Origin of the sequence: Dysgonomonas sp. UBA7710 (assembly GCF_002482385.1) — a bacterium.
In the GTDB taxonomy this organism is placed as follows: Bacteria; Bacteroidota; Bacteroidia; order Bacteroidales; family Dysgonomonadaceae; genus Dysgonomonas.
The window spans coordinates 146,315-167,436 of record NZ_DLFW01000041.1; the positions used below are offsets into that span (position 1 = coordinate 146,315).

At 38.1% G+C, this 21,122-nt stretch carries 13 protein-coding genes; all 13 read right to left on the bottom strand.

Features of this window, described 5'->3' with window-relative positions; translation table 11 throughout:
* Positions 1-12: 12 nt before the first annotated feature.
* The 13 genes from B3317_RS13060 to B3317_RS13120 all read right to left on the bottom strand — a co-directional run bounded on the left by B3317_RS13060 (position 13) and on the right by B3317_RS13120 (position 20,751).
* Positions 13-2,313, bottom strand: a complete 2,301-nt coding sequence (locus B3317_RS13060) for a TonB-dependent receptor (protein WP_291112297.1) — start codon at positions 2,311-2,313, stop codon at positions 13-15.
* 313 nt (positions 2,314-2,626) lie between these two features.
* Positions 2,627-3,049, bottom strand: coding sequence for a bactofilin family protein (locus B3317_RS13065; RefSeq protein WP_291112299.1), 423 nt, complete (start codon positions 3,047-3,049; stop codon positions 2,627-2,629).
* A gap of 81 nt (positions 3,050-3,130) precedes the next feature.
* Positions 3,131-3,496: a hypothetical protein gene (locus B3317_RS13070; protein WP_291112301.1), complete on the bottom strand. Its 366-nt coding sequence runs from the start codon at positions 3,494-3,496 to the stop codon at positions 3,131-3,133.
* 302 nt (positions 3,497-3,798) lie between these two features.
* The gene (locus B3317_RS13075) at positions 3,799-8,925 is read right to left on the bottom strand and encodes a choice-of-anchor L domain-containing protein (RefSeq protein ID WP_291112303.1); all 5,127 of its coding nucleotides are present in this window, start codon (positions 8,923-8,925) and stop codon (positions 3,799-3,801) included.
* A gap of 138 nt (positions 8,926-9,063) precedes the next feature.
* Positions 9,064-10,035, bottom strand: coding sequence for a FimB/Mfa2 family fimbrial subunit (locus B3317_RS13080; protein ID WP_291112306.1), 972 nt, complete (start codon positions 10,033-10,035; stop codon positions 9,064-9,066).
* Positions 10,036-10,114: 79 nt separating this feature from the next.
* Positions 10,115-11,506, bottom strand: a complete 1,392-nt coding sequence (locus B3317_RS13085; RefSeq protein WP_291112309.1) for a fimbrial protein — start codon at positions 11,504-11,506, stop codon at positions 10,115-10,117.
* 81 nt (positions 11,507-11,587) lie between these two features.
* Positions 11,588-12,088: a hypothetical protein gene (locus B3317_RS13090; protein WP_291112311.1), complete on the bottom strand. Its 501-nt coding sequence runs from the start codon at positions 12,086-12,088 to the stop codon at positions 11,588-11,590.
* Positions 12,089-12,162: 74 nt separating this feature from the next.
* Positions 12,163-14,625, bottom strand: a complete 2,463-nt coding sequence (locus B3317_RS13095) for a Calx-beta domain-containing protein (RefSeq protein ID WP_291112313.1) — start codon at positions 14,623-14,625, stop codon at positions 12,163-12,165.
* Positions 14,626-14,641: 16 nt separating this feature from the next.
* The gene (locus B3317_RS13100) at positions 14,642-16,501 is read right to left on the bottom strand and encodes an OmpA family protein (protein ID WP_291112315.1); all 1,860 of its coding nucleotides are present in this window, start codon (positions 16,499-16,501) and stop codon (positions 14,642-14,644) included.
* Between the two features lie 31 nt (positions 16,502-16,532).
* Positions 16,533-17,132 carry a DUF3575 domain-containing protein gene (locus B3317_RS13105; protein WP_291112317.1) on the bottom strand — a complete coding sequence of 200 codons (600 nt, stop codon included), beginning with the start codon at positions 17,130-17,132 and terminating at the stop codon, positions 16,533-16,535.
* Positions 17,133-17,170: 38 nt separating this feature from the next.
* On the bottom strand, positions 17,171-18,178 hold the full coding sequence (locus tag B3317_RS13110) for a hypothetical protein (protein ID WP_291112319.1): 1,008 nt from the start codon (positions 18,176-18,178) through the stop codon (positions 17,171-17,173).
* Between the two features lie 139 nt (positions 18,179-18,317).
* On the bottom strand, positions 18,318-19,565 hold the full coding sequence (locus B3317_RS13115) for a FimB/Mfa2 family fimbrial subunit (RefSeq protein ID WP_291112321.1): 1,248 nt from the start codon (positions 19,563-19,565) through the stop codon (positions 18,318-18,320).
* A gap of 478 nt (positions 19,566-20,043) precedes the next feature.
* The gene (locus tag B3317_RS13120; protein ID WP_291112323.1) at positions 20,044-20,751 is read right to left on the bottom strand and encodes a helix-turn-helix domain-containing protein; all 708 of its coding nucleotides are present in this window, start codon (positions 20,749-20,751) and stop codon (positions 20,044-20,046) included.
* Positions 20,752-21,122: the final 371 nt, after the last annotated feature.

Consider the following 21,122-nt stretch of genomic DNA (forward strand, 5'->3'; position numbering starts at 1 on the left):
TTTATTGATTAATTATTTATTAAAAAGGAAACTTAGACCGATAAAATAAGAGCGTCCACACCCCTTCAGTGTGGAAGGACCACTGACGTCGTGTCCGCTGCCACCGGTTGTATTTCTTACGGTTGTTATATCAAATATATTTTTAACTCCGGCATTTATATTGAGATATTTGCCTGCGCGCTGGCTAATTGTAAAATCGGCCCAATTGAAACTACCTACACCTCCGAGATATAATTCCTTAGTAGTACTATCATACTGATACTCATCACGGCTGCCTGTAAATTTATAAAACAGGTTCAGGTTTGTTTTACTTTTTGCAATATGGTAAGTAATACTGGTACTCAATTCGGGAGAGAATCTAAAATTCGGCATATCCTTATTTTCTGCCGCTACATCTTCATTATCTTGCAGGTTATTGTAACGTCCGACCAGGGAAAAACCAATATTTGCCTGTAGATTTTTCCATATTAAGGCATTTTCTAAGGTTCCGCCGGTTGTTTTATACTTGGATATATTCTTATATGTCGTTTTTGTCGAATTCTCCGATTCATAAGCCGTTTCAATCCGGTCTTGAAAATCATTGTAGAAAGCAGATACTGTTGAAGTAAGTCTTATATTCTCATTATGAAATATACGCCATGTATATGCTCCTGTAAAATTATTCGAATACTCGGCTTTCAGATCGGGATTCCCCTCTATGTCATGATTTGCATTATGAAAAGAGAAATACAACTCCTGCAAAGTCGGTGCCCTGAACCCATATGCATATGACAGGCGCAAATCCATATCCGGAGTCAGTGAAAACTTTGTACTCACCGACGGGATGGCCACTGGGGCATCGTAATCGGCAGCTATAATGGAACGTACTCCGGGACGAATGCTAAACCATTCTGTGGCACGCCACTCAGCTGACAGAAAAGCGGCAAAGGTAGAAATATCAGGTTCTCCGAATATACGCCCTCCTGAGCCTTTGTCCCAATTGTATTCGATTCCCGGCTGTAAATCGATAGTCGATGTTGCTTTCCATGTAGCTGTGGCGCGCATAAACGCCCCCTGGAATTTTGATATATCCTGAGCCGATTCATCTGTCGATAACCATTTCTCTCCACTCTCGAGATCTGAGACAATTGTACGTGTGCGGCGTTTATAATCCTGATAGGAAGAAACTACATTGAAGCCCAAGCGGTTGTTTACTTTCCAATCAGCCTGAAGGTTATGGGTATATCTGTCGACAAGAAAATCGACATCTACAATTTCGTTAGAGGTTTCTGTTTTGGGATTTTCCGGTTTAAATGTAGTCTCATCCAAATAACTAAGCCGATACCATACATTCAACCCTTTTTTCTTATATCCGACAGTTCCATCATAATAAAACTGATCTTTAGGAGTCCATGTCCTTGCTCTACCAATTTCATCACCTTTCCATCCACCTGTAACATTACGCGAGTATGCACCATCCAGATAGAGACCAAATTTAGAGCCCCAATTAAGATTCACACTTTCGTTATGTATACCTTCCCCCGAAAAAGCTTCATATTCATCTCCTATCGACTCCTCCTGTACACGTGCCGATACGGAATAAGTATTCTTATCGGGTACTACCCTCGCTTTTTTGGTTATCACATTTACCACTCCGGCTAAGGCATCAGTACCATATATGACAGACATAGGTCCTTCTATAATCTCTATCTGTTCGATCGTATTTATATCTATCTGGCTAAGGCTTTGCTTAGTAGCGCCTCTATCGACAAGAGGAACCCCATCTACGAGAATTTTTATATTGTTGCCCCCCATCCCCATCAGTTCGAACTTATTCTCTCCCAAAGCTATATCATTGGTAATCCGTACTCCGATTTCAGTATTCAACAACGATTGCATATCAGTTGCTGCTTTTTGCTGGATGGCCTGATTATTTATTACTCTTACTTTGTAAAGAGAGTTACGAAGAGACTGTGGGGCAAACTGCCCGGTTACAACCACTTCTTCCAACTGATTTTTATTTTCTATAATAGTAAGGTCTGGAAAGAAATTTGAAACACCAGTTTTAATAACAACAGGAGTTTCTTTACGGTGAGCCGCAATAGAATATACAACTAAGATATATTCCCCGGCAGGAGCTTCAAATTCGAAGCGACCATTTTCATCTGTTATACAACCATAAGTTGTATTCTTCAATGAGACTGAAATACACTCAGCCGGCTGTCCATCAGTTGTTTTTACTATTCCTGAAACTTTTTCTTTTGTCGTTTTTTGCGCAAGAGTATTCAAGGTGACTGCAAAAGATGCAATCACTATAAATATATACTTTAACATATGTTTATAGAATTATATTAGATATTCTAAATAATATCCGGGATTATTGTTTTTTCATAAAATTCAGTATAATAGTGCCAATTTTACGATTACAAATGTACGGGTAAGGTATAGTCTGTACAATCCCTAAAAATAATGAAAATTGAAATTAACCGTACCTATTATTAATGATTACATGCGTAATATCGAAATAGGAATTGAGACCGCCACTATTATAGCAAAAGCCGCCTGATATAAACTTATATCAAACGGCCTTTATGTACTTCAAGTACACTATACAAAATTTCAATTGTGCCTTATTTTTATAAGGCAGCTATTCTATAGCTAAGACTTCCGGCACAAGAATTGCCTTTTCAATTGTATCTTGTTCTGTAACCATCTTACAAGTACCAAAGAAGTTGGCCCCTGCCTCGATTTCTAAATTTAAAGCTGTTATCTCTCCTTTGAAATAAGATGATGATTTAAGCCGAACAATATCATAAGCAATAACATCGCCGTTAATCTTACCCATCAGTTCTATACTACTGCTTTTGATATTACCATTGACTCTGCCATCAGGACCAATGATAATTTTTCCTTCGCAATTAATATTACCCTCAATACTACCGTCAATCCTTAGATCTCCTTTTGAATTTATCTCTCCGGAAAACATTGTTGATTGAGACAGAACACTATGTGTCTTATCCAAAGAGGCAGTCGACACAATACCTGACATATTGTTTTTTTTATTAAACATATTCAATTTTTTATATTACTTTGACTTCTGATATTTAAAATATATAAGATACAATCGATAATCATTTACCTATTCTTTCATTCATAATTTACACAATGAGCGATAAAATTCCTGAATAATCTGGACAAAACAACGGTCTTTAAATAAGGTTATCCATCCGTCTTTCCATTGTTGAAAACCTTTACATTTAATACCGCAATTGAGAACCATTTGATGTTCTGTTCTTTCTACAACCCTTAGTTGAGGATTACCAGCCTTTTCATATCCATTCTTTAAGACGGATATCAGTATTACTTTCTTATTTTCAGGCTCTACGTATTTAAAAACGGCATCAACGCAACAAATAGAGTATAGATAAAATGCCGAATATTCGTATGCAAACCAATAATCATCAATTTTATACAAGTATATCTGGTTATTATCAGAACCATTTTTACTTTCTTTCATCAATATTTGTTGCATGCTATCCATTAGCTCACCTACTTTTATAATTTAATTCAAGTTGCTATTTCAGTTCAAAAAAACAGACTTGAGTAACAGGATTTTTATCCATCTATCCCCGCTATATATTTATACAAAAATATGAGTCAATTTTGTAGAATTTTTGAATTTTAAATCAAGTTTGTTAATTTGGCGAATATTAACAGACAACCCAAAGGACCATAATATTATTCTTCGCCCTCTTCCGACTAAACTCACAACCCTTTTGGGAATAAAATATATTACGTGATATAGTATGTAATTAATATTTACAAAGCCATTATTTTCTCCACTTTAGTTTTGCCATTTACAGTTTGCACTTTTACAATATACAAACCTTGGGCTAACGATAGAGGTTGGCTATAAACAGTTAAGTTTATCTGCCTATTTGAATGTATCAGCCTTCCATACAAGTCATATACATGAACAGTTTTAATTGTCCTGCCCGATTTCACATTCAAGACATCATTTTGGTAAACTATATGAATGTCTTCGTTTACATTTCCAACAATATCGTCTGGAGATGCCATACGCAAAACAAACCTGTCTGCATCTATATATCTGTTTTCTACTGTTGTCTTTCGCTGATTAAAATGATATGTATAATTATCTGTCAGATCCTGCTCTATAGACATAAATTTGTCCACCAATACAGGACGCACGCCATAGGTCGAATAAAATTCAGACACATTCTCAAACGTAAACTTCAGAGGTTTTTGAGTATTGGAGCATTTGACACCTATACCGATTTCTTTGATACCTTCCTCAAACGCCTGAACAAGATTATAGTCCTTACCATCAGAAGTGATGAAGAATGTTTCAGGTACAACATGCCCCTCTGTATATATCATTTTTTTTACATTATTCAGATTATCACCTGTTTGGGATGCATTCAATATAGCATAGTCTCCGGCCGCATCATTGTTATCACTTGTTTTAAGATAAAGAGAGCTGCCTTCCGGCAATACTTGGGATAGTCCTCTGAAAGTAGGTCCGGTTAAAGCATACGTTCCCTCGAATGGATATAATAGTTCTGTATTATTTACCCCTTCGGCCAATGTCACAATAAATGCCTGCTGAGGTCCAATATTGTTTGTTGCCGAAAATGGAAGATTCTGCCAGATCTGCAATGTACTATTGAATACAAAATATCCATCACTGGCCAATAATTTCGGAGCTCCCGGATCTATATTATTAGCATCAAGGAAACGCTTTGAGTTTATAGATGCCATAAACGGATTCCCAATCATAACTTTCTGTGATGAGGCAATGTGTTTCGATATTTCCTGGGCATATCCGGGTACATTATTTCCTCCTACACTAATGTTTTTAACCTCATTCGAAGATGTTTCGTATATAAAGCGATAAGACTCTGCTCCACGTTTCATTCGTCCTACCGGAGAATATATCAATTGAAGTGTTTTAGTATCAAAATAGAAGAATTTACTTTCCCTTGTAAATTTATCATAAGTATGAGCCGGATAAAACGGCGCTTTTGCTTCATTTTCAAAGTATGGGAATTCCATGACTCCCTCAAGGCCATCCATATGGCAGTGATTATTATAACCTATTTGATTTCTGTATGAGGGAACTTTTATTGCAACCGCATTGTTAGTTTCTGCCAGATTAATATCGTTTCTCGCATATGCTTTACTGAAGTCTCCGGCTTCTACCTCTACAGACTGTCCGGTTACAGGGTCTTGTATATTAAAACCACCCTGCCATGTTACGGGAAAACCACCAAATGAAAAGTCTCCGGATGCCATATTCTTTAATGGGGCTGCTAACGCATACCAGGTATCCCGTTCTTTCACCAAGCATGGAGAACCTGATCCGTTCTTGTCTGGCTGAATACCTTCCGGCAACCCGCTTGTATTACTGTAATATCCCCAGTTATACTGTACAAAGGCTTTTTCATAGGCTAGTTTATACTGGTATGCAACTTCTGCTCCATACTGGAAAGTAATATTCCTACATTGCGGAGTCCCATATAAATCAACTGGTGTACTCGCCAAATCCAATGAAGGGTAATTATCAGAACCTCCTGTTATCTGGACATCAGTACAAGCCAATGGCACCATTCCTAGCTGATTGCCATCCTTGTCTATCCAGTTGTCCGGATTATTCCAATTGCTGTCTCCGGCCGTTGATTTCCAATATAATGCTGTCGGCTGAGTCACAACCTTTATGGTAAATGTGTTGCTTTCAAATTGCTGTCCACAGAATCCATCGATAGTCATTCTTTTGAAATGTGTATCAGTAGCAAGAATGCCGGGCGTATAACTTATACTTTTTGCCCCCGGTATATCTGTCCATATTATAGCATCTATACTGGACTTCCACTGATATGTGAATGAATTGCTTCCACCCGAAGCAGCTGCAATTTCTTTTATTTCCAACGGGTTCTGATTTTGACATACAAAAGAATTACCCTTTATAACTCCCGCCATAACAGGGGCATTTACTATAATAGTAAACGTAAGTTTAGTACCTTCACAATTTTCGTATTTCGGTGTTACTTCTATTGCTGCTGTAACAGGATTATTTGTTGAATTAGTTGCCGTAAAAGAAGGTAAACCCGATCCCGAACCACTGGCAGCTAGACCGATAGCCGTATTACTGTTTTTCCATGTATATGTCACTTTGCCGGATGGAGTAGCTGTAGTTTCAAATGGTACAGGTGATACCAAACTGTTATTGCATACTGTCAAATTAGCAATAGGCTTCACTATGGCTGTCGGGTTGACCGTAATAGTGAATGTCAACGGTGTGCCGATACAATCTTCATATTTGGGTGTTACCTCTATTGTTGCTGTTACAGGGGCAGTACCTGAATTTATAGCAGTAAAAGACGGTAGATTCGAACCCGAACCGCTGGCAACAAGACCGATAGCAGCATTATTATTTTTCCATGTGTATGTCACTTTATTAGTTGGTGTTGCCGTGGTCTCGAATGGAATGGATGAAACCAGACTGTTATTACATACCGTCAGATTAGTAATAGGCTTCACTATGGCTGTCGGGTTGACCGTAATAGTGAATGTCAATGGCGTACCAATACAATCTTCATATTTGGGTGTCACTTCTATTGTGGCTGTTATGGGTGCAATACCCGGGTTTACAGCAGTAAAAGATGGTAGATTTGAACCGGTGCCACTGGTAACAAGGCCAATAGCCGTATTACTGTTTTTCCATGTGTATGTCACTTTATTAGTTGGTGTTGCTGTAGTTTCAAATGGTACAGGTGATACCAAACTGTTATTGCATACCGTCAGATTGGAGATAGGTTTCACGATTGCTGTCGGATTAACCGTAATGGTGAATGACAACGGCGTGCCGATACAATCTTCATATTTGGGTGTTACTTCTATTGTTGCTGTTACAGGGGCAGTACCCGGATTTATCGCAGTAAAGGATGGTAGATTCGAACCCGAACCGCTGGCAACAAGACCGATAGCAGCATTATTGTTTTTCCATGTATATGTTACCTTATTTGTTGGCATTGCCGTAGTTTCGAATGGGATAGACGATACCAGGCTGTTATTACATACTGTCAGATTAGAAATAGGTTTTACATCGGCAACCGGATTGACTATTATCTTATAACTTTTTGAAACACCAACACAACCAAATGCCGTAGGAGTAACTGTTATCGTAGCTTCCAACTGCCCTGTAGTTGTATTCTTCGCGGTAAATTGAGGAATATCCCCTGTACCTGATGTTAAACCGATGGCAGAATTATTGCATGTCCAGACATAAGTAGTTCCGGCGACAGTACTTGTAAGTGTTACTTTAGGTACAATAGTTCCCGCACAGACAGTAGTTTCGGTAAAGGTGTTATTTATAACAGGTTTACCTGTTACAACGGCAGTAAGTGTCTCTGTATTACATCCGATAGAGTCACGTACCATAACTGTATATGAGCCCGGTGCCAGTCCGGTAAAAGGTACAGCTATCTTCTGCCAGTCGCCCCCTCCATTCCGGCTCATTTCTACCCGTGGAGAACCTCCGGTGGCCTCAACATATAAACTGCCGTCATTTCCATTACATGAAGGTGTAGTCTTTACCGTAGCAGATAAGAACTGTTGATATACATATATTGTTTTTGTAATTTCACCACAGCCCGGAATCGTAGCCTTAATATTAAAGTCTCCACCGTTTGTAGACACAGTACTCAATACTTTGTAAGGTACACTTACTTCTGTCGAATATGCAGGTACATTAATTGTCGCAGGCATATTACTTCCATCCGGCTGTTTGATAAAATTCAGGGCTGCTCCGGAATAAGTCATACCTATTGTCCTTGCCACAGAACTTTTGTTTATCTTCAATGTGAATTTATTACTTTCGCAAGCCTGAAAGACATTGTCCATACCCTGAATCTCGTTCCCATGATTAGTGATACCAAGCCCTAAGTCGAAGCTACCAGCTTTAAGAAATACTCCCGACCCATAACTGCTATCCCCTACATTGGCTATCGCAAGCTTTAATCTGTACTTTTTCCCCGGCTCAACATTGGCTTTTGCTGTCAGTACAGTTGTATGTCCGTTATATTCTACTTGTTGTCCGGCAGTAGTATAACAATTAACAAAATATTCAGTATTCCTTAGTTGGTTTACATTATAGATTGCAACCGGTAAATCGGTAGTTCCGGGTACTATCGCAATATTTCTTTTGTTGGAAACACCATCCTCATCCGATATAAAAAAACCAAATACGTCATTATAAGTCTGGTTGTTAGAATAATTAGGATATTCTTCCGACCCGAATACATATTCAAAACTAATTTGAGATGATTGTGGGGTAAAAGTAAATTCCAATACCGTACCACAATTTATACCATTAGTTGTTAAAGCTTGTAAATCAGCATCACTAAGCGTTTTACCTCCATTCAATGCACTCTGAGCCCCACTTCCACTACCATTGGGACCTTCAGCATACAGCCCCGGCCCAGTAGTCAGTAATATTCCGCTTTCTATCCCCAATACACGGGTTCCCGTGGTTTGTCCTCCACTAAAATATGACATGGACCTGTTGTATTCGGGACTCGTTGCTGACCATGCAGTACCTGTCCAGTTTAGTGCATGAAGTGTAACATCTTCAATAACTCCTTCCGTTGCACAATCACCACCCTGGCTTTTAAGGAATATTTTTTCTACAAGTTCAGCCGGGGTATATGTGACAATGGCCGCATCTCTGTTTACAGAAATACTATTCGCATTAGGTACTGCCGGACGGTTAGATGTTCGTGGCATTATAGAGCCCCTGGCCCTCTCTTTAGCTATTGCAATACTATCCTCGGTACTAATATATTGAGCATTAGCTCCAAGAAAAACCAGAAGAAATCCGGATAAAAATATTGCTTTTAAATTGTTATGTATTTTTCTGATTTTCATCTTTTCTAAAATGTTTAAAATCTAATTATGAAATACTTCGATTAAAAGAAACCTGCGAATCTCCCGACTCACAGGATTCACCTTAACACAAACTTTACAAAACTTCGAATAACCCACTTTGGGCTACATCATTATTCGCTAATCGAATGTTATTTCCTGATCTATGAAATCCTCCCAATCTTTGACCGTTACCTTTACATCCAGTTTCGTGTCGGGCTCACCCCTAAATTTCAACACTACTTGAACAATACGGTTAATTTTAGGTACAAAAGGTATTTCGATAGGAGTTTTTCCATAATAACTTGCATTATTTAACGGCATACTTACACGCAAGCGTAATTTGTGGTGCGTAGTATCACTATGTGTAGCGGCAAACGCATCGTCACCTCTATGCGCCGGCACAATAAAATCGACCGTATCTGCTTTTAATTCACTATTAAAATTGAAATATTCCCTTATCGGCTTATCAGATTGGTAGGGAGCATCTCTGGATGGGAGGTATTTCCCACTCCATGCTAAAGTTGTCGGTACATCAAGTAACTCTACGAAGGAAAGAGTATTATTCTGTCCGGCATTGATTTGGTCAAAGCCAGTATACTCTTCTAATATTACCTGTATTTTTCCAACATTTCTGTTTAGGGAAGCATTCTTATAAGTCGTTCCACCTTGTTGAATTTGAGTATTAAAGATAGGCGCATAGCTTAATTCTGCGGGAGTCTGTGAAAGAAACTGATTTGCCGGGGCTATCAATTTGGTTTCCCACATAGGGGAATTTTCTATATTGCCTCCGTATGGAATCATAAGTTCACCCGAAATATCAGTATTGCAACTTAAAAGGATCAGATTCCATTTGCCAACCGTCATGGTAGTAGAAAGTTTATCTCCTGACTTATCAATATTAAATTGTTCCTTGACAAATTGACTGTATTCATCAAATACATACAAGCGCGAATTATTTATCAATTCAGCAGGTACAGATTTCATCTGCATCGACAGATTAGACTGCCCGTCTTCTTGTTTCTGATTAGTCTGCATAACATTACTGTCCGTACAACCTTGTAAAAGAAACACCGGTGCCAATGTTATGAAGGCCAAAAGAAATAAAGTCATGTATGTTTTCAAGAAGAAAACACAACGGGATAAAGATGTATATATAATAGTTTTTATTCTCATAATCATTCCTTTCTTCTTACTTATATGTATTCCCGATCCAAGGAAAGAGGTTTTTACCGATTGTTTCATCCACTTCAACAGCAGGGTCGGAACTTTGTACACTCTTTAAAAGAACCGGATTATTACCATAAACATTCCCCAGGCCTTTTATTTTAGCTTTAATCCCATATTGATAATTACGCTTTATATAATCATGGTCCGCCGTTTTTCCTGAAGCAGGGGCATTCACTATTACCGGATAATAACATTTAACCGTTTTAATAACTCCGGCGTCTTTTGTACTCTCAAAGTTGTATCTTACTCCTATTACAAAATAGGTAGGATAAAGATTGCTCTCGTCATTTTCGAAGACGTAATACCATAATGGTGTATCATTGGCTGTGACATCAGATGTTATATCATATTTTTGTGTAAAGATTGGCTCGGTCAGATAGGTTGTTAGTTGGCTTTCCGGGCTAAGATTATTTAGTAATGCCGGTTTATTAAGAAACTGATATCCTGTACTGCATCCATGTCCGAAATTCTTAGTTAATACACTCCCCATTCCGGCTGGGAACCATGATGCAACCTTCACATTCATCATAAATACCGAATCGATATGATATGTATAATTATTTGATGGATAATTCTTTTCAAATTCAATATCAGTCGCCAGGTCAAATTCAATCTTTTGAATCGCTACCCTTGCCACCAGCCGTTCCAACAGAAACGGATTAACACCAAACAGAGCATGCCCATAATCAGACGCAACATCTCCGGGACGACCATTATTCGATGTGTATCCCAGATAATGCTGTTCTTCTGTATTTTTAAAGTTTACATTCTTTTCATAGTGGCACATTGTCAGATTAGTTTTTAGATCTGAAGGGTTGATGCCCCCGATTGGGGGATTTTCACCCGGATCGGGAGTTACAGGCCCGGGATGAGGAAACAGACCCTGTGTACTCAGTTTCTCATATTTCTGTAAAAATTGTGTAATATTTTTGACAGAAGCAAAATGTCCTTCCGGAGCATTGGCTATAACATATATATCGCGTTTCCCGGCAGTGAGGCTGATTCCCTTTATTTCATCTATGGTTTGATACTCATTTCCATTGATTATTTTACGCGGTACAGAATCATGTCCGTCAACTTTCCCTGCTTCATATTCTCCTGTAGATTTAAATATTAAAACGTCGAGCCTGTAAATCTGACTTTCGAAATCAGAATCATCAATATTCCCTACCGATTTTTCCTTTGCCTCTCCGTCAGAGTTCAGCAACATGGAAAGAAAAATTTTCTTTTCTCCATCTGTATTTACGCCCTCATCAATGAAGACACTATCTCCGGAACAGGAACATACAAATCCCATTATCCCCAGAAGTATAAAGGTCCTATTTATATGTTCTTTTATATTCATTTTTTTCATTGCTTGTACCATTTATCCTTATAATTGTATTGATTCCCATCTCTTAATTGCCAAGAACCAATCATATTACTTTTCAGGATGTTATTGAAAAGTGTAATGTACATTACACCAAGCTATAGTCGCTTTTTTATCTTTCAGATAGGATAATGAATTTATACCTGCATAATTTAAAGCACCAAAACAGGTTTCGTCCCTATCTTTTGCCCTGTGCTGCATAAAAGATAATTCTTTTCCAACACCGGTAAGTCCTTGTTTTATTACCAGTTTATTCCTGTCGCCATAAGCAAAGTTGCTCCAGTAATTATGCATGGTATTATATATTTGCAAAACCCCGTTTTCGAATCTATAGGTATAAGTATATTTTTCAGGAAAGAAAGCAAGTATTGTCTCATCTATAAACGCCAGCATTAACTCCTGACAAAGATTTTTTTTATGTAAAATATATTGTTTCCAAATGGCCATCGGGTCAAACCCGGATGAATCCAACTCCACTGCCCCTTTACGGGAACCAGTATATACCTTAAACTCTTTAATTACAGAATGTCTAAAAGACAGAATAGAAGGGACGTTTAAATATTCCATATTTCTCATTCTTTAAATTAGTTATTCAAAAACAGGGTCAGCATATAAAAAACAAAACAGATACTTTTTAATTCTTAATCATTAATCACAAAGCTTGCTGATTTGCCTTCGGTTGAAATGGATATTTGTGGGCTATACTCCGGTGTGGTTACAGAATTAATTTCCATCACTAATTTTTTAGGCCCCGCCTTATCTTTATCGAAGAGAACGATACCATTCAGATTGACTGTGCTACGATTGCCATCTCCCCAGATACGGAGGTCATGGAGATTAGTTAATACAAAGTCTTTACCTTCTGTGGCTGTAGTTTCCGCCCCAATCGAACAAGTCACATTCACATCTCCTCCTGTAGCATTTGTAAGTAACGCTCCGTCGGACGCCCTCAATAGTGATATGCGATAAAAACCCGAGACAATATTATTCATTCTGCCATGGTCACCCAAAGAAGTAATCGCAATCATAGCCTGTTGGTCGATAATATTACCGGCACAGCTTAACAGCGAACTCTCAAAGTTGATATTCGCATCGTTTATAGCATGTATTTTATTGAAATCCACGACCACTGATTTAGGTAACTCATAGCGTGTATCATTCAGGGTCTTCACATTAAATGTTCCTGTTTTTTGCCCTTTGCTTATGACAACACGCGGTATTACTCCCATATCAAAATCCAAAGCGTCAGCAGTTCCTTTACCGTATATACCGTCTATAACAATGTCCGATCCGGTTGAATTGACGAGCATTTCACCATTTGTCTTGAATATTCCCAGTTCGTATGTAACATCTTTCTGATCTTCTACACCATCTTCGGTATTTACCAATTTTACCAAAACTTCCTGGTCCTCAATAGTACCAATACCTACAGGCTTAACCAGATAACTATGATTTACATTAGCCAGATGCATTTCAAATACTTTGCGTCCTTCCATGAGGTTATTAGCCTTGATAGGCACTTCCACATCTTGTTTTATCATGTAGCGGGTAGCACCGTCATTGGCAGGAACAAAAGAAAGGCTTCCTTTGATCGGAGAGTAGTTGTCGGCTTCGGTAGCCGTTCCTGCTTTAGTTCCATATTCAACGGTTACAGGCACTGGTACACCTTGCTCTGTCGTAGAATATCCGGTAAGTGTTACTGTAAACAATGCTGTTGTATAACCGTTGACAGGCTTATTTATCCTCACATCAGACACATATACTCCATGGCCGAGCTTAACCACGCGGTTGTTTCTTCCTTTGAATAATATGTCGCCATTGGATGTAAAGTTGATCTCTTCAAAAATATTCCTCTCATTTTCGATAGCATACCGGTCAAAGAGCATATCGCCCATATTTGAGAGCATGCAAATACGACCTGTTGCTGTACTGGCAAGGAAAATACCATTTTGGGACAGTTGGGTTTTATCGAAATTACCATCGGTAGATTTCTGATATATCTGCCGTCCGTCTTTAGCTAACCCTACGATCGTTCCACGGCTGCGGTCCGCATCGAAACCAACGACTACCGATTCACCCGAAACGGGGTTCAATCCCATACCCGATATATTTCCCCTTAATATATATTTAAGCAGGTCTGTTCCATCGTTACGCAAAAGGGAGTAATAACATTTATCACCACCATTGCCTCCAACCAATATGTTCCCATTATTTGCCAAATATAGATGCTCTAATGTAGAAAACTCAGATGCAGGAACAATTTCCTTATTAAAGACAACATCTCCTTCCGTTCTGATTTTTATAACGCGTCCACCTGTAGAAGCACTACTCCCTATAAGGAAAATATGATCGTCAGGCGCTGTTATCATTTTGTGTATATGAAAACCCTGATCGGGCAGATTGGTGACAAAAAACGGTTTACCCTTACTATCCAAACGAACCACAGAAGCCGTTTTCCCGTCTTCTCCGGTAAATGCTGCATGTATATATTCGGTCGTACTGCCTAGAACATCGAAGCCGATACACGCTCCGCTTTCGCCTGATACATATTTATATATAACTTTCCCTGTAGCATCTACTTTTCCCAACAATCCGGCTCTTATATCACCTGTCTTCGGCTCATATCCACCAAGTACGAGATTGCCGTCTTTTAATACTTTTCCACAGAATAATTCGCTACCGTCTTCTCCCAGATACACATCCGTCTGAATTTTTCCTGTGTTATCTACAATGATGGCACGACCACATACCTTATTGGTTTTCTTTTTCAGAATAAGATAATTAGACTGCCCCAGAATCAATATCTTATCTTTCTCTATGTAAGATACACTGTTCACCGACGTGAAACCTGATGGCAATGAGTGCGAGAAATAAATATCCCCTCCACGCTTCACCCATGTTATTGTGGTCTTCTCGTCTACAGACCCTACCAATACAACCTGACCATCTGAAGCCGGATAAATATGCTGATATTGAATACCTTCGCCGTCATATGTCCTGTCATAGACTACCGGCATATACTGGGCATTAGCCTTTTGTACTGAAAACCCAATCAATAGAGCACAAATCAGTAAACTTTCGAATATTTTTCTTCTGTACTTCATGTATATATTTGTTATGTTATTTAATTACTGCTTTTATATCTACTCTTCTGGCTTTTCTATTCATCCATATTCTATGGTTCCAAATAGAAGTATTCCGGGTATCATCATAAAATGGGACTTCCAGCAAAGAATCATTGTTAACGAATATCTGACCTTTCCCTGTCACCCTTGCGCGTGCTTTAATACCTTGTTGTGATAGCCATTGAGCCACAACCTCAGCCCTTCTTTTCGACAGATCGTAGTTGTAGGCTTCTGTTCCCATTTCGTCTGCATATCCATCAATAATCAAAGATTCTATATTATTGAGATCCGTCCCTGCAAGCCACATCCTTAATTCCTGAATAGCAGAAGGAAGTAAAACCGATTTATCAAAGTCGAAATACACACTCAGTAAAGACTCAGATTCAAGGCTGAACACAGGCACAGATTCGCGGCGAGGCTTATTGAAACTACCTTCGTTATTGACTAAAACGATAGCTCCATTTGTTATTGCATCTACTTCCGACATACCGTATATAAGATTTTCACGGCCAAAATTCCTATTACGTTCGAAATAAAAAATATCATCTTTATTGAAACGCTGCCTGTCTGACACTACATATCCCCTATCCTTGTCTATCCTGAGCATGCTGAAATCGTTTAGAACAGTATTTATCGGATAATCGAAATGAGTAAGGCTTCCATCTATTATCTTTCCGTTTTCGTAGCTGATACCGTATATATCATATCCGCCAAAGCCGACATGCCCGTTTGATGAAAAAACCAGCATATCATTAAATATGGCAGGAGATATTTCGTCGCCTTCTGTATTTACCTGCGCACCCAGATTAATAGGATCGCCCCAGCTCTGAAGCTTTTCATCCCAATGAACAATGTATATATCATAACCGCCATATCCGCCGTCCATATCGGATGAGAAAAGGACAGAACGATTCCTGTTGAATATAAAAGGATGCGCATAAGAAGCACCTTCCTTCTGAGGGAAAGCAGCTCTGAATGCCGACCAGCCTTTGCGATTCTTATTATATTCGGAATAACACAATTTTGTTTTATATGTATTCACGCCACCGGAAGACATCTCTACTGATTCACCCTTGTCATATGCAACTTCCGTCACTATCATTTTTGACATATCATCGGAAAATGATAGAGGACCATTCTGCAAATCGACAGGAATCATATGCAGCAATGGTTTCGATTTCCCTTTTTTGGTTGAATTGATCGAATACTCGGAATTTTCATCCAAAGAATAATATCTGGTCCTGTGATAAAACTTTTTATTCGGATCATGAAATCTGCTGTTGCTTGTAGCATAGAAATATTCATTTTTCATTTTCCCCACCCAGAATTCGGAATATGGCGTATTAAACTTATCGAGTTTCTGAATATTAAATTCCGGCGTGCCTACAGGCAAGAAACCATCTTCATAATTCAATGCATGTAATATATTCAGATAGCGTTGATCCTTTCTGTATACGTCCCTATAAGCATATTCCCTTGCTATTCTGATCGCTTTCAATTTTTCGCCGGAATACCTCAATGCATCCAAATAGTTACAGATATCTACTGATGTAAATAGGTTTTCGTTCGATACTATTGCTGCATCGTAATGAGGTATTGCCGATACATAATCCAGTAATGTCAGATACAATCTTGCGGCTTTCAGATGAAGTATGGCTGTATAAGTATCTGTCTTTACCTCTTTTAATGCAGATTCGTAAAGTTTCATTGCTTTATCGAAATCCTGTTCAACAAACTTGCGGTCAGCCTTCACCTCTATTTTGCGGGCTTTATTATCGAGCTTATCCTGCCGCACATCCTGCGCGTATGCATTAAAAGATAATGCAACCAAACAGCATAAGGATAAAAATCGCATTCTTATTTTTCTGTTTATCATTAGTTATATATTATCTGAATATATTATACACTAAGTGAACTCCAAACTTAGTCGGTCCCCAATAACTCTTCGTTTTCTTACTTTCCAGAGGGAAATCAGCATATTCTCCTCCCAGTTCGAATTTATCGTATTGGAGATGGGCATACCCGACTCCGGCATTGATATCTAACCGGAATCTGCTCGATAGATAAAACTTATAGCCAATGGTAGCACCAGTGGAAAGCCCCCATCCTTTTCTCCGATAACTTGTTTTTGTATCATCGCTGTTTTTGAGGCCAATATTAAAATTCCCGGCCATGGCATAAGGACCGATATACAACCCATCCCAAAGATCATTGGTATAATAATATTTTGGTTTGATATAATATCGCAGATCGACGCTTCCGATCAGTGTTCTGAATACCTCTTCATTCTTTTTGAACAGATAAGGCGCCCAAAGGACGTCGCCATTAACTGTTAGCTGTTTCCCGACCGACCATTCAATCCCGATATTGGGATTTCCGGTCACAATCAGGGGTATGTTTGTTTTTATAGCCTGAGCGTCGGCTCCGGGACAACAGACTATGAATAAAAGTAAGCTACTAAATATGTACCGCAAAGGACGTTTCATTTATTCAATTGTGTTTATTTATTAGTTATTAGTTCTTATCATATCTCTGTTCCTCCACCTCCGGGAGTATTGTTTCCACCCGATTCGATGTTAGAATTCCAGTCTGATGGATCTTCCAGATGAAGTATCTGTATATTATTTCCATCCACCGTCACAAGAAGTGTTTCATTCGTATGAAGAATTGTCGCTTCCCCGGTAACTCTGTCAATCAGGTCTATGGCAAGTGTACTTATTATATTGTCATTTCCGTTCAGGAAACTCAATTGAAGGCTTATGGGCTCCGTGATGCCATCCACTGCGCTTAGAGAAGGAAAATAGTAATTATCAAATCCAAAGTCAAAATCCGGATATGGATTTTCAGATAAGTGTGAAGTAAGTAAAATTCTGTCATCGATACTGTTGCGTGAAGACCGTGTATCAAGCGGGTCTGTTATTCCTATTTGAGATAAATATTGTGTAACTCCGACTCCTTTTGCCAATATTTCAACTTTTTTGATATTATTATAAGTGAGTGAAGAATTCAGATTGGCCATATTTTTGAAAGCAACACATATACGCCCTACATATTTCTTTTCAAACCATGCAGTATCTGTCACTACAGGTCCCGGAAAATGTATAAAAGGCTTCATGCTTTCCAGAAAAATTACTGACGGCTCTTCATAATATCCTTCTTCATTTTGCTTCAATCCGAACCGTGCTGTGCTGAATGCTCCGGTCTCTGAAAAATTGACTCCGGAAATATTTGTGAAACAATATACAGAATGCTCTCCGGGAAAAAGCTTAAAGTTGAAATTACCGACTCTAGTACGGGCATTATCCTCGAACGGATGGGATGAATAACGCTCTTTTTCCAGGTTATCATTATATATAAAGATGCTGATATTGTCTATTTTATAAGTATCTGTCCTCGTATTTACGTCAACCTTGGGAACATATATTACATAATTCGATTCATCTTCGAAATAATCATATGTACAAGATGGCGCAAAACAAATGCATACCGATAATATAAGATAAAGAAAACCGCTATATACTCTATTTGTCATTTGTTCTTTTGCTTTGTGAAGAGAAAGCTTCTGTTTGGGTAACTCCTTCCCGGGCAACAATCCGGATTTAACTCCGGATCATTGCACCTCAAGGAGAAGATCAAGTAATAGATCGATGTGTCTGAATACTGATATTTAATTAAACTTCCTGATCTGTTCTTTGTATGTTATCATTCCAGTCCTGCGGAGGTTCAACTGTGATTATCAAATCACCCTCTTCTTCCGGCCCCGGAGGATTTACTATCGAACCACGTGATCTGATAGTAAGGTTTACTTCACGGATTACATTTGGAGTAAATGCTCCTTTTATAGTTCCCGACCAGTATAAAGGAGTTGGAGTAGTTATTTCAGTTCCATCATCAAGTTTATATCCGGCTGGAGCAAGTGCACTGATTACTACATAATATTTTCTATTATCTGCAGCATCTCCGCTGATATCCATACTTGTAGTTGTCAAAACATTAGGTGATACAATTATGTCCTGCCACAATGTGAAGTCAGCATCCAGGATCTCAGGGTTTTTATACTTATCGGAGCCCGGATTGGCGTCATTGAATGTTTTATTGCCTGTGGCACCTATCATTACCCTGTTTTCATTGGAATTTTGAATCAAAATTCCCCCGAGGAATACTGGTGTTGTATGTGGAGTCTTGATCCCAAAACCAACAGGCAGCCTATGAATTACAATAAAGTTAGATGCATCGGCAAAATTTACCTTTTTCCCTGTTTCATTAAGGAAATCAGCATTCTTATTGATTCTTACACGCATAAGTGAGACATCGCGCTTGAGTTTTAAAGTACCGAGGTTAGCCGGAGTTCCTTCTGCTATATGAACATCTTCAGCATAAGCAGTGAAGACTTCCGGAGCAGGAGCATAAGCTTCATCTCCCGTTTCAAAAACATGTCCTGTAGGAAAAGTGATTTTTTTGAGGTCCATAAAAATCTGGGAATTTAGGATTCTTCCCCTTACATTAAAATCTGTAATCACCTCGCTGGTTGTGCCTCCGGCTACATAAGTAGTGATATTATTTTTTGTACTATTTTTCATATTCGCAACCAGTGCCAGGTCATAATCACCTACAGGAATATTAGACCACGGAAAAGTCGTATTGCCATCCGACGGCAGTATTTCGTAAGAAAAGGCAACTTTACCGGTTCCCTGTTCATACAAAAACATCTGTGCACGCTCAATATTGCTCCAATTTGTGATTGGTATAGCTTTAGAGAGGGCTGTTGCTTTAATACCCGAACCCGCTTCTTCAAACGCAAGATTGAAAGATAATGAACCCGTCTTGTTTTCGTCTCCATCAGGCTTTTGCCCGTCATCGTTACTACATGCAGAGAACAATAGTGTAGCAGTAAATAAACTAATAAAAACTTTCTTCATTTGTTAAATAAATTAAATTATATTCTGTCATAAATAATAAAATACCGTTAACATTGGCCTCGTAATATTTTATTATTATAACTGTCTGGCTTCCTTTTCATAAAAGAGGAACAGCTTCAACATTTGATTTTAAGTGATTAATTTTTTTGTAATTTGTTACAATTAAAAACTAAAATTTACCTTTGTATCACAAAACAGTGATAGATGAACACTAACTGGAAAAAACCTTTGCAAACTTAGACTAATAAACGCTTTGTACACTTATTAATATTTACCCCTTATTACATAATTCTGACATATATTTTAATTGACCGGGTAAAAACATCATATATCATTCTTTCTTTGAAGATTCTAGTACACCCGAAATCAGCTTAATTTATAATACGTTTACAATGCATAAAAAAAATCGGCGCAACTGATAAATTCAGTTACGCCGAGATTGATATTTTAACGCTTGTATTATTTACAATCTATTTTTTCAGAACGCCTTATTCTTCCTTATATAACTAGGAGGATATCCAAAATTAGATTTACAAAAATCGTTAAATTGAGACAAAGAACTAAAATCATGTTCGTCGCAGATCTCTTTCAGAGTTTTGTCCGTACAATTAATCTCATGCAAAATACGGCTGGCTTTCTGCTGCTTGATCCATTGATATGCAGGCACTCCAAATGTCTTTTTAAAGCGCTTGATAAAGCCCGAATGGCTGTAATTAGACAACGATGCCAATTCCTGTACTGTTTTCACCTTATTATAATTATTGTATACAAATTCAGAGAAACTTGTATCATTACTCAATAATGGGTAAAAAAAACGCGCCAACTCTTCCTTTGTATAATAAGACCTTATAAGATAGAAAAACTCCTTCATTTTCAATTCGAAATAATAACGGCAACGGAGACCATCCGCCAAACAAGCCTTCAACCCCTTTAGAAAATAAGATACATCTTCCTTTATATCCAATAGGTTGAAACTATTTTCAGGTTCTTTAAACTTATGAAATAATTGTTCTAAACCGATACGGTCACATAATTCAATCTTATCCCGAAGTCTAAAAATAAAAACAGAAGTATCTTCTTCAGCCCTTGCAATATATTTACTGCTGGACGGGAGCAAGAGCATCTTTCCTTCTTTTACTTTTTTATCGATATGTCTTTCATACGATATACGAAATTCCCCTTTCATAACTAACATGATTTTAGATTCGGAGAGAGTTTTCTCCTTGATTTTTCCTTTCAAGAATTCAGTAATTTCAATAATTGGTTTTTTATTTGAGTTAGTGTTAACATCTTCATAATTGACACATGTTTTATGCTCATGGAAGTCCGTAATGATACCCATAATCAATATATATGTTATTTTGACGTGTTAACAAGTACCCAAGCAGAAGTAAATATATAAGAAAAAGAAACCATCTAAGAGATAGTAAATTCCATCACTCATTATATACACTTCGTTTCAGGTAAATTATTTTATTCTCGGCTTATTCAGTTAAGATCCCTCTGCTTTGTCAATACAATATAGTTTTTATTACATTTGCGAAATATTATCCCCTC

Excerpts from the sequence above, each read along its gene's own strand:
- B3317_RS13060 (WP_291112297.1), bottom strand. The coding sequence starts at position 2,313 with ATGTTAAAGTATATATTTATAGTGATTGCATCTTTTGCAGTCACCTTG.
- B3317_RS13065 (WP_291112299.1), bottom strand. The coding sequence starts at position 3,049 with ATGTTTAATAAAAAAAACAATATGTCAGGTATTGTGTCGACTGCCTCT.
- B3317_RS13070 (WP_291112301.1), bottom strand. The coding sequence starts at position 3,496 with ATGAAAGAAAGTAAAAATGGTTCTGATAATAACCAGATATACTTGTAT.
- B3317_RS13075 (WP_291112303.1), bottom strand. The coding sequence starts at position 8,925 with ATGAAAATCAGAAAAATACATAACAATTTAAAAGCAATATTTTTATCC.
- B3317_RS13080 (WP_291112306.1), bottom strand. The coding sequence starts at position 10,035 with ATGACTTTATTTCTTTTGGCCTTCATAACATTGGCACCGGTGTTTCTT.
- B3317_RS13085 (WP_291112309.1), bottom strand. The coding sequence starts at position 11,506 with ATGAAAAAAATGAATATAAAAGAACATATAAATAGGACCTTTATACTT.
- B3317_RS13090 (WP_291112311.1), bottom strand. The coding sequence starts at position 12,088 with ATGGAATATTTAAACGTCCCTTCTATTCTGTCTTTTAGACATTCTGTA.
- B3317_RS13095 (WP_291112313.1), bottom strand. The coding sequence starts at position 14,625 with ATGAAGTACAGAAGAAAAATATTCGAAAGTTTACTGATTTGTGCTCTA.
- B3317_RS13100 (WP_291112315.1), bottom strand. The coding sequence starts at position 16,501 with ATGCGATTTTTATCCTTATGCTGTTTGGTTGCATTATCTTTTAATGCA.
- B3317_RS13105 (WP_291112317.1), bottom strand. The coding sequence starts at position 17,132 with ATGAAACGTCCTTTGCGGTACATATTTAGTAGCTTACTTTTATTCATA.
- B3317_RS13110 (WP_291112319.1), bottom strand. The coding sequence starts at position 18,178 with ATGACAAATAGAGTATATAGCGGTTTTCTTTATCTTATATTATCGGTA.
- B3317_RS13115 (WP_291112321.1), bottom strand. The coding sequence starts at position 19,565 with ATGAAGAAAGTTTTTATTAGTTTATTTACTGCTACACTATTGTTCTCT.
- B3317_RS13120 (WP_291112323.1), bottom strand. The coding sequence starts at position 20,751 with ATGAAAGGGGAATTTCGTATATCGTATGAAAGACATATCGATAAAAAA.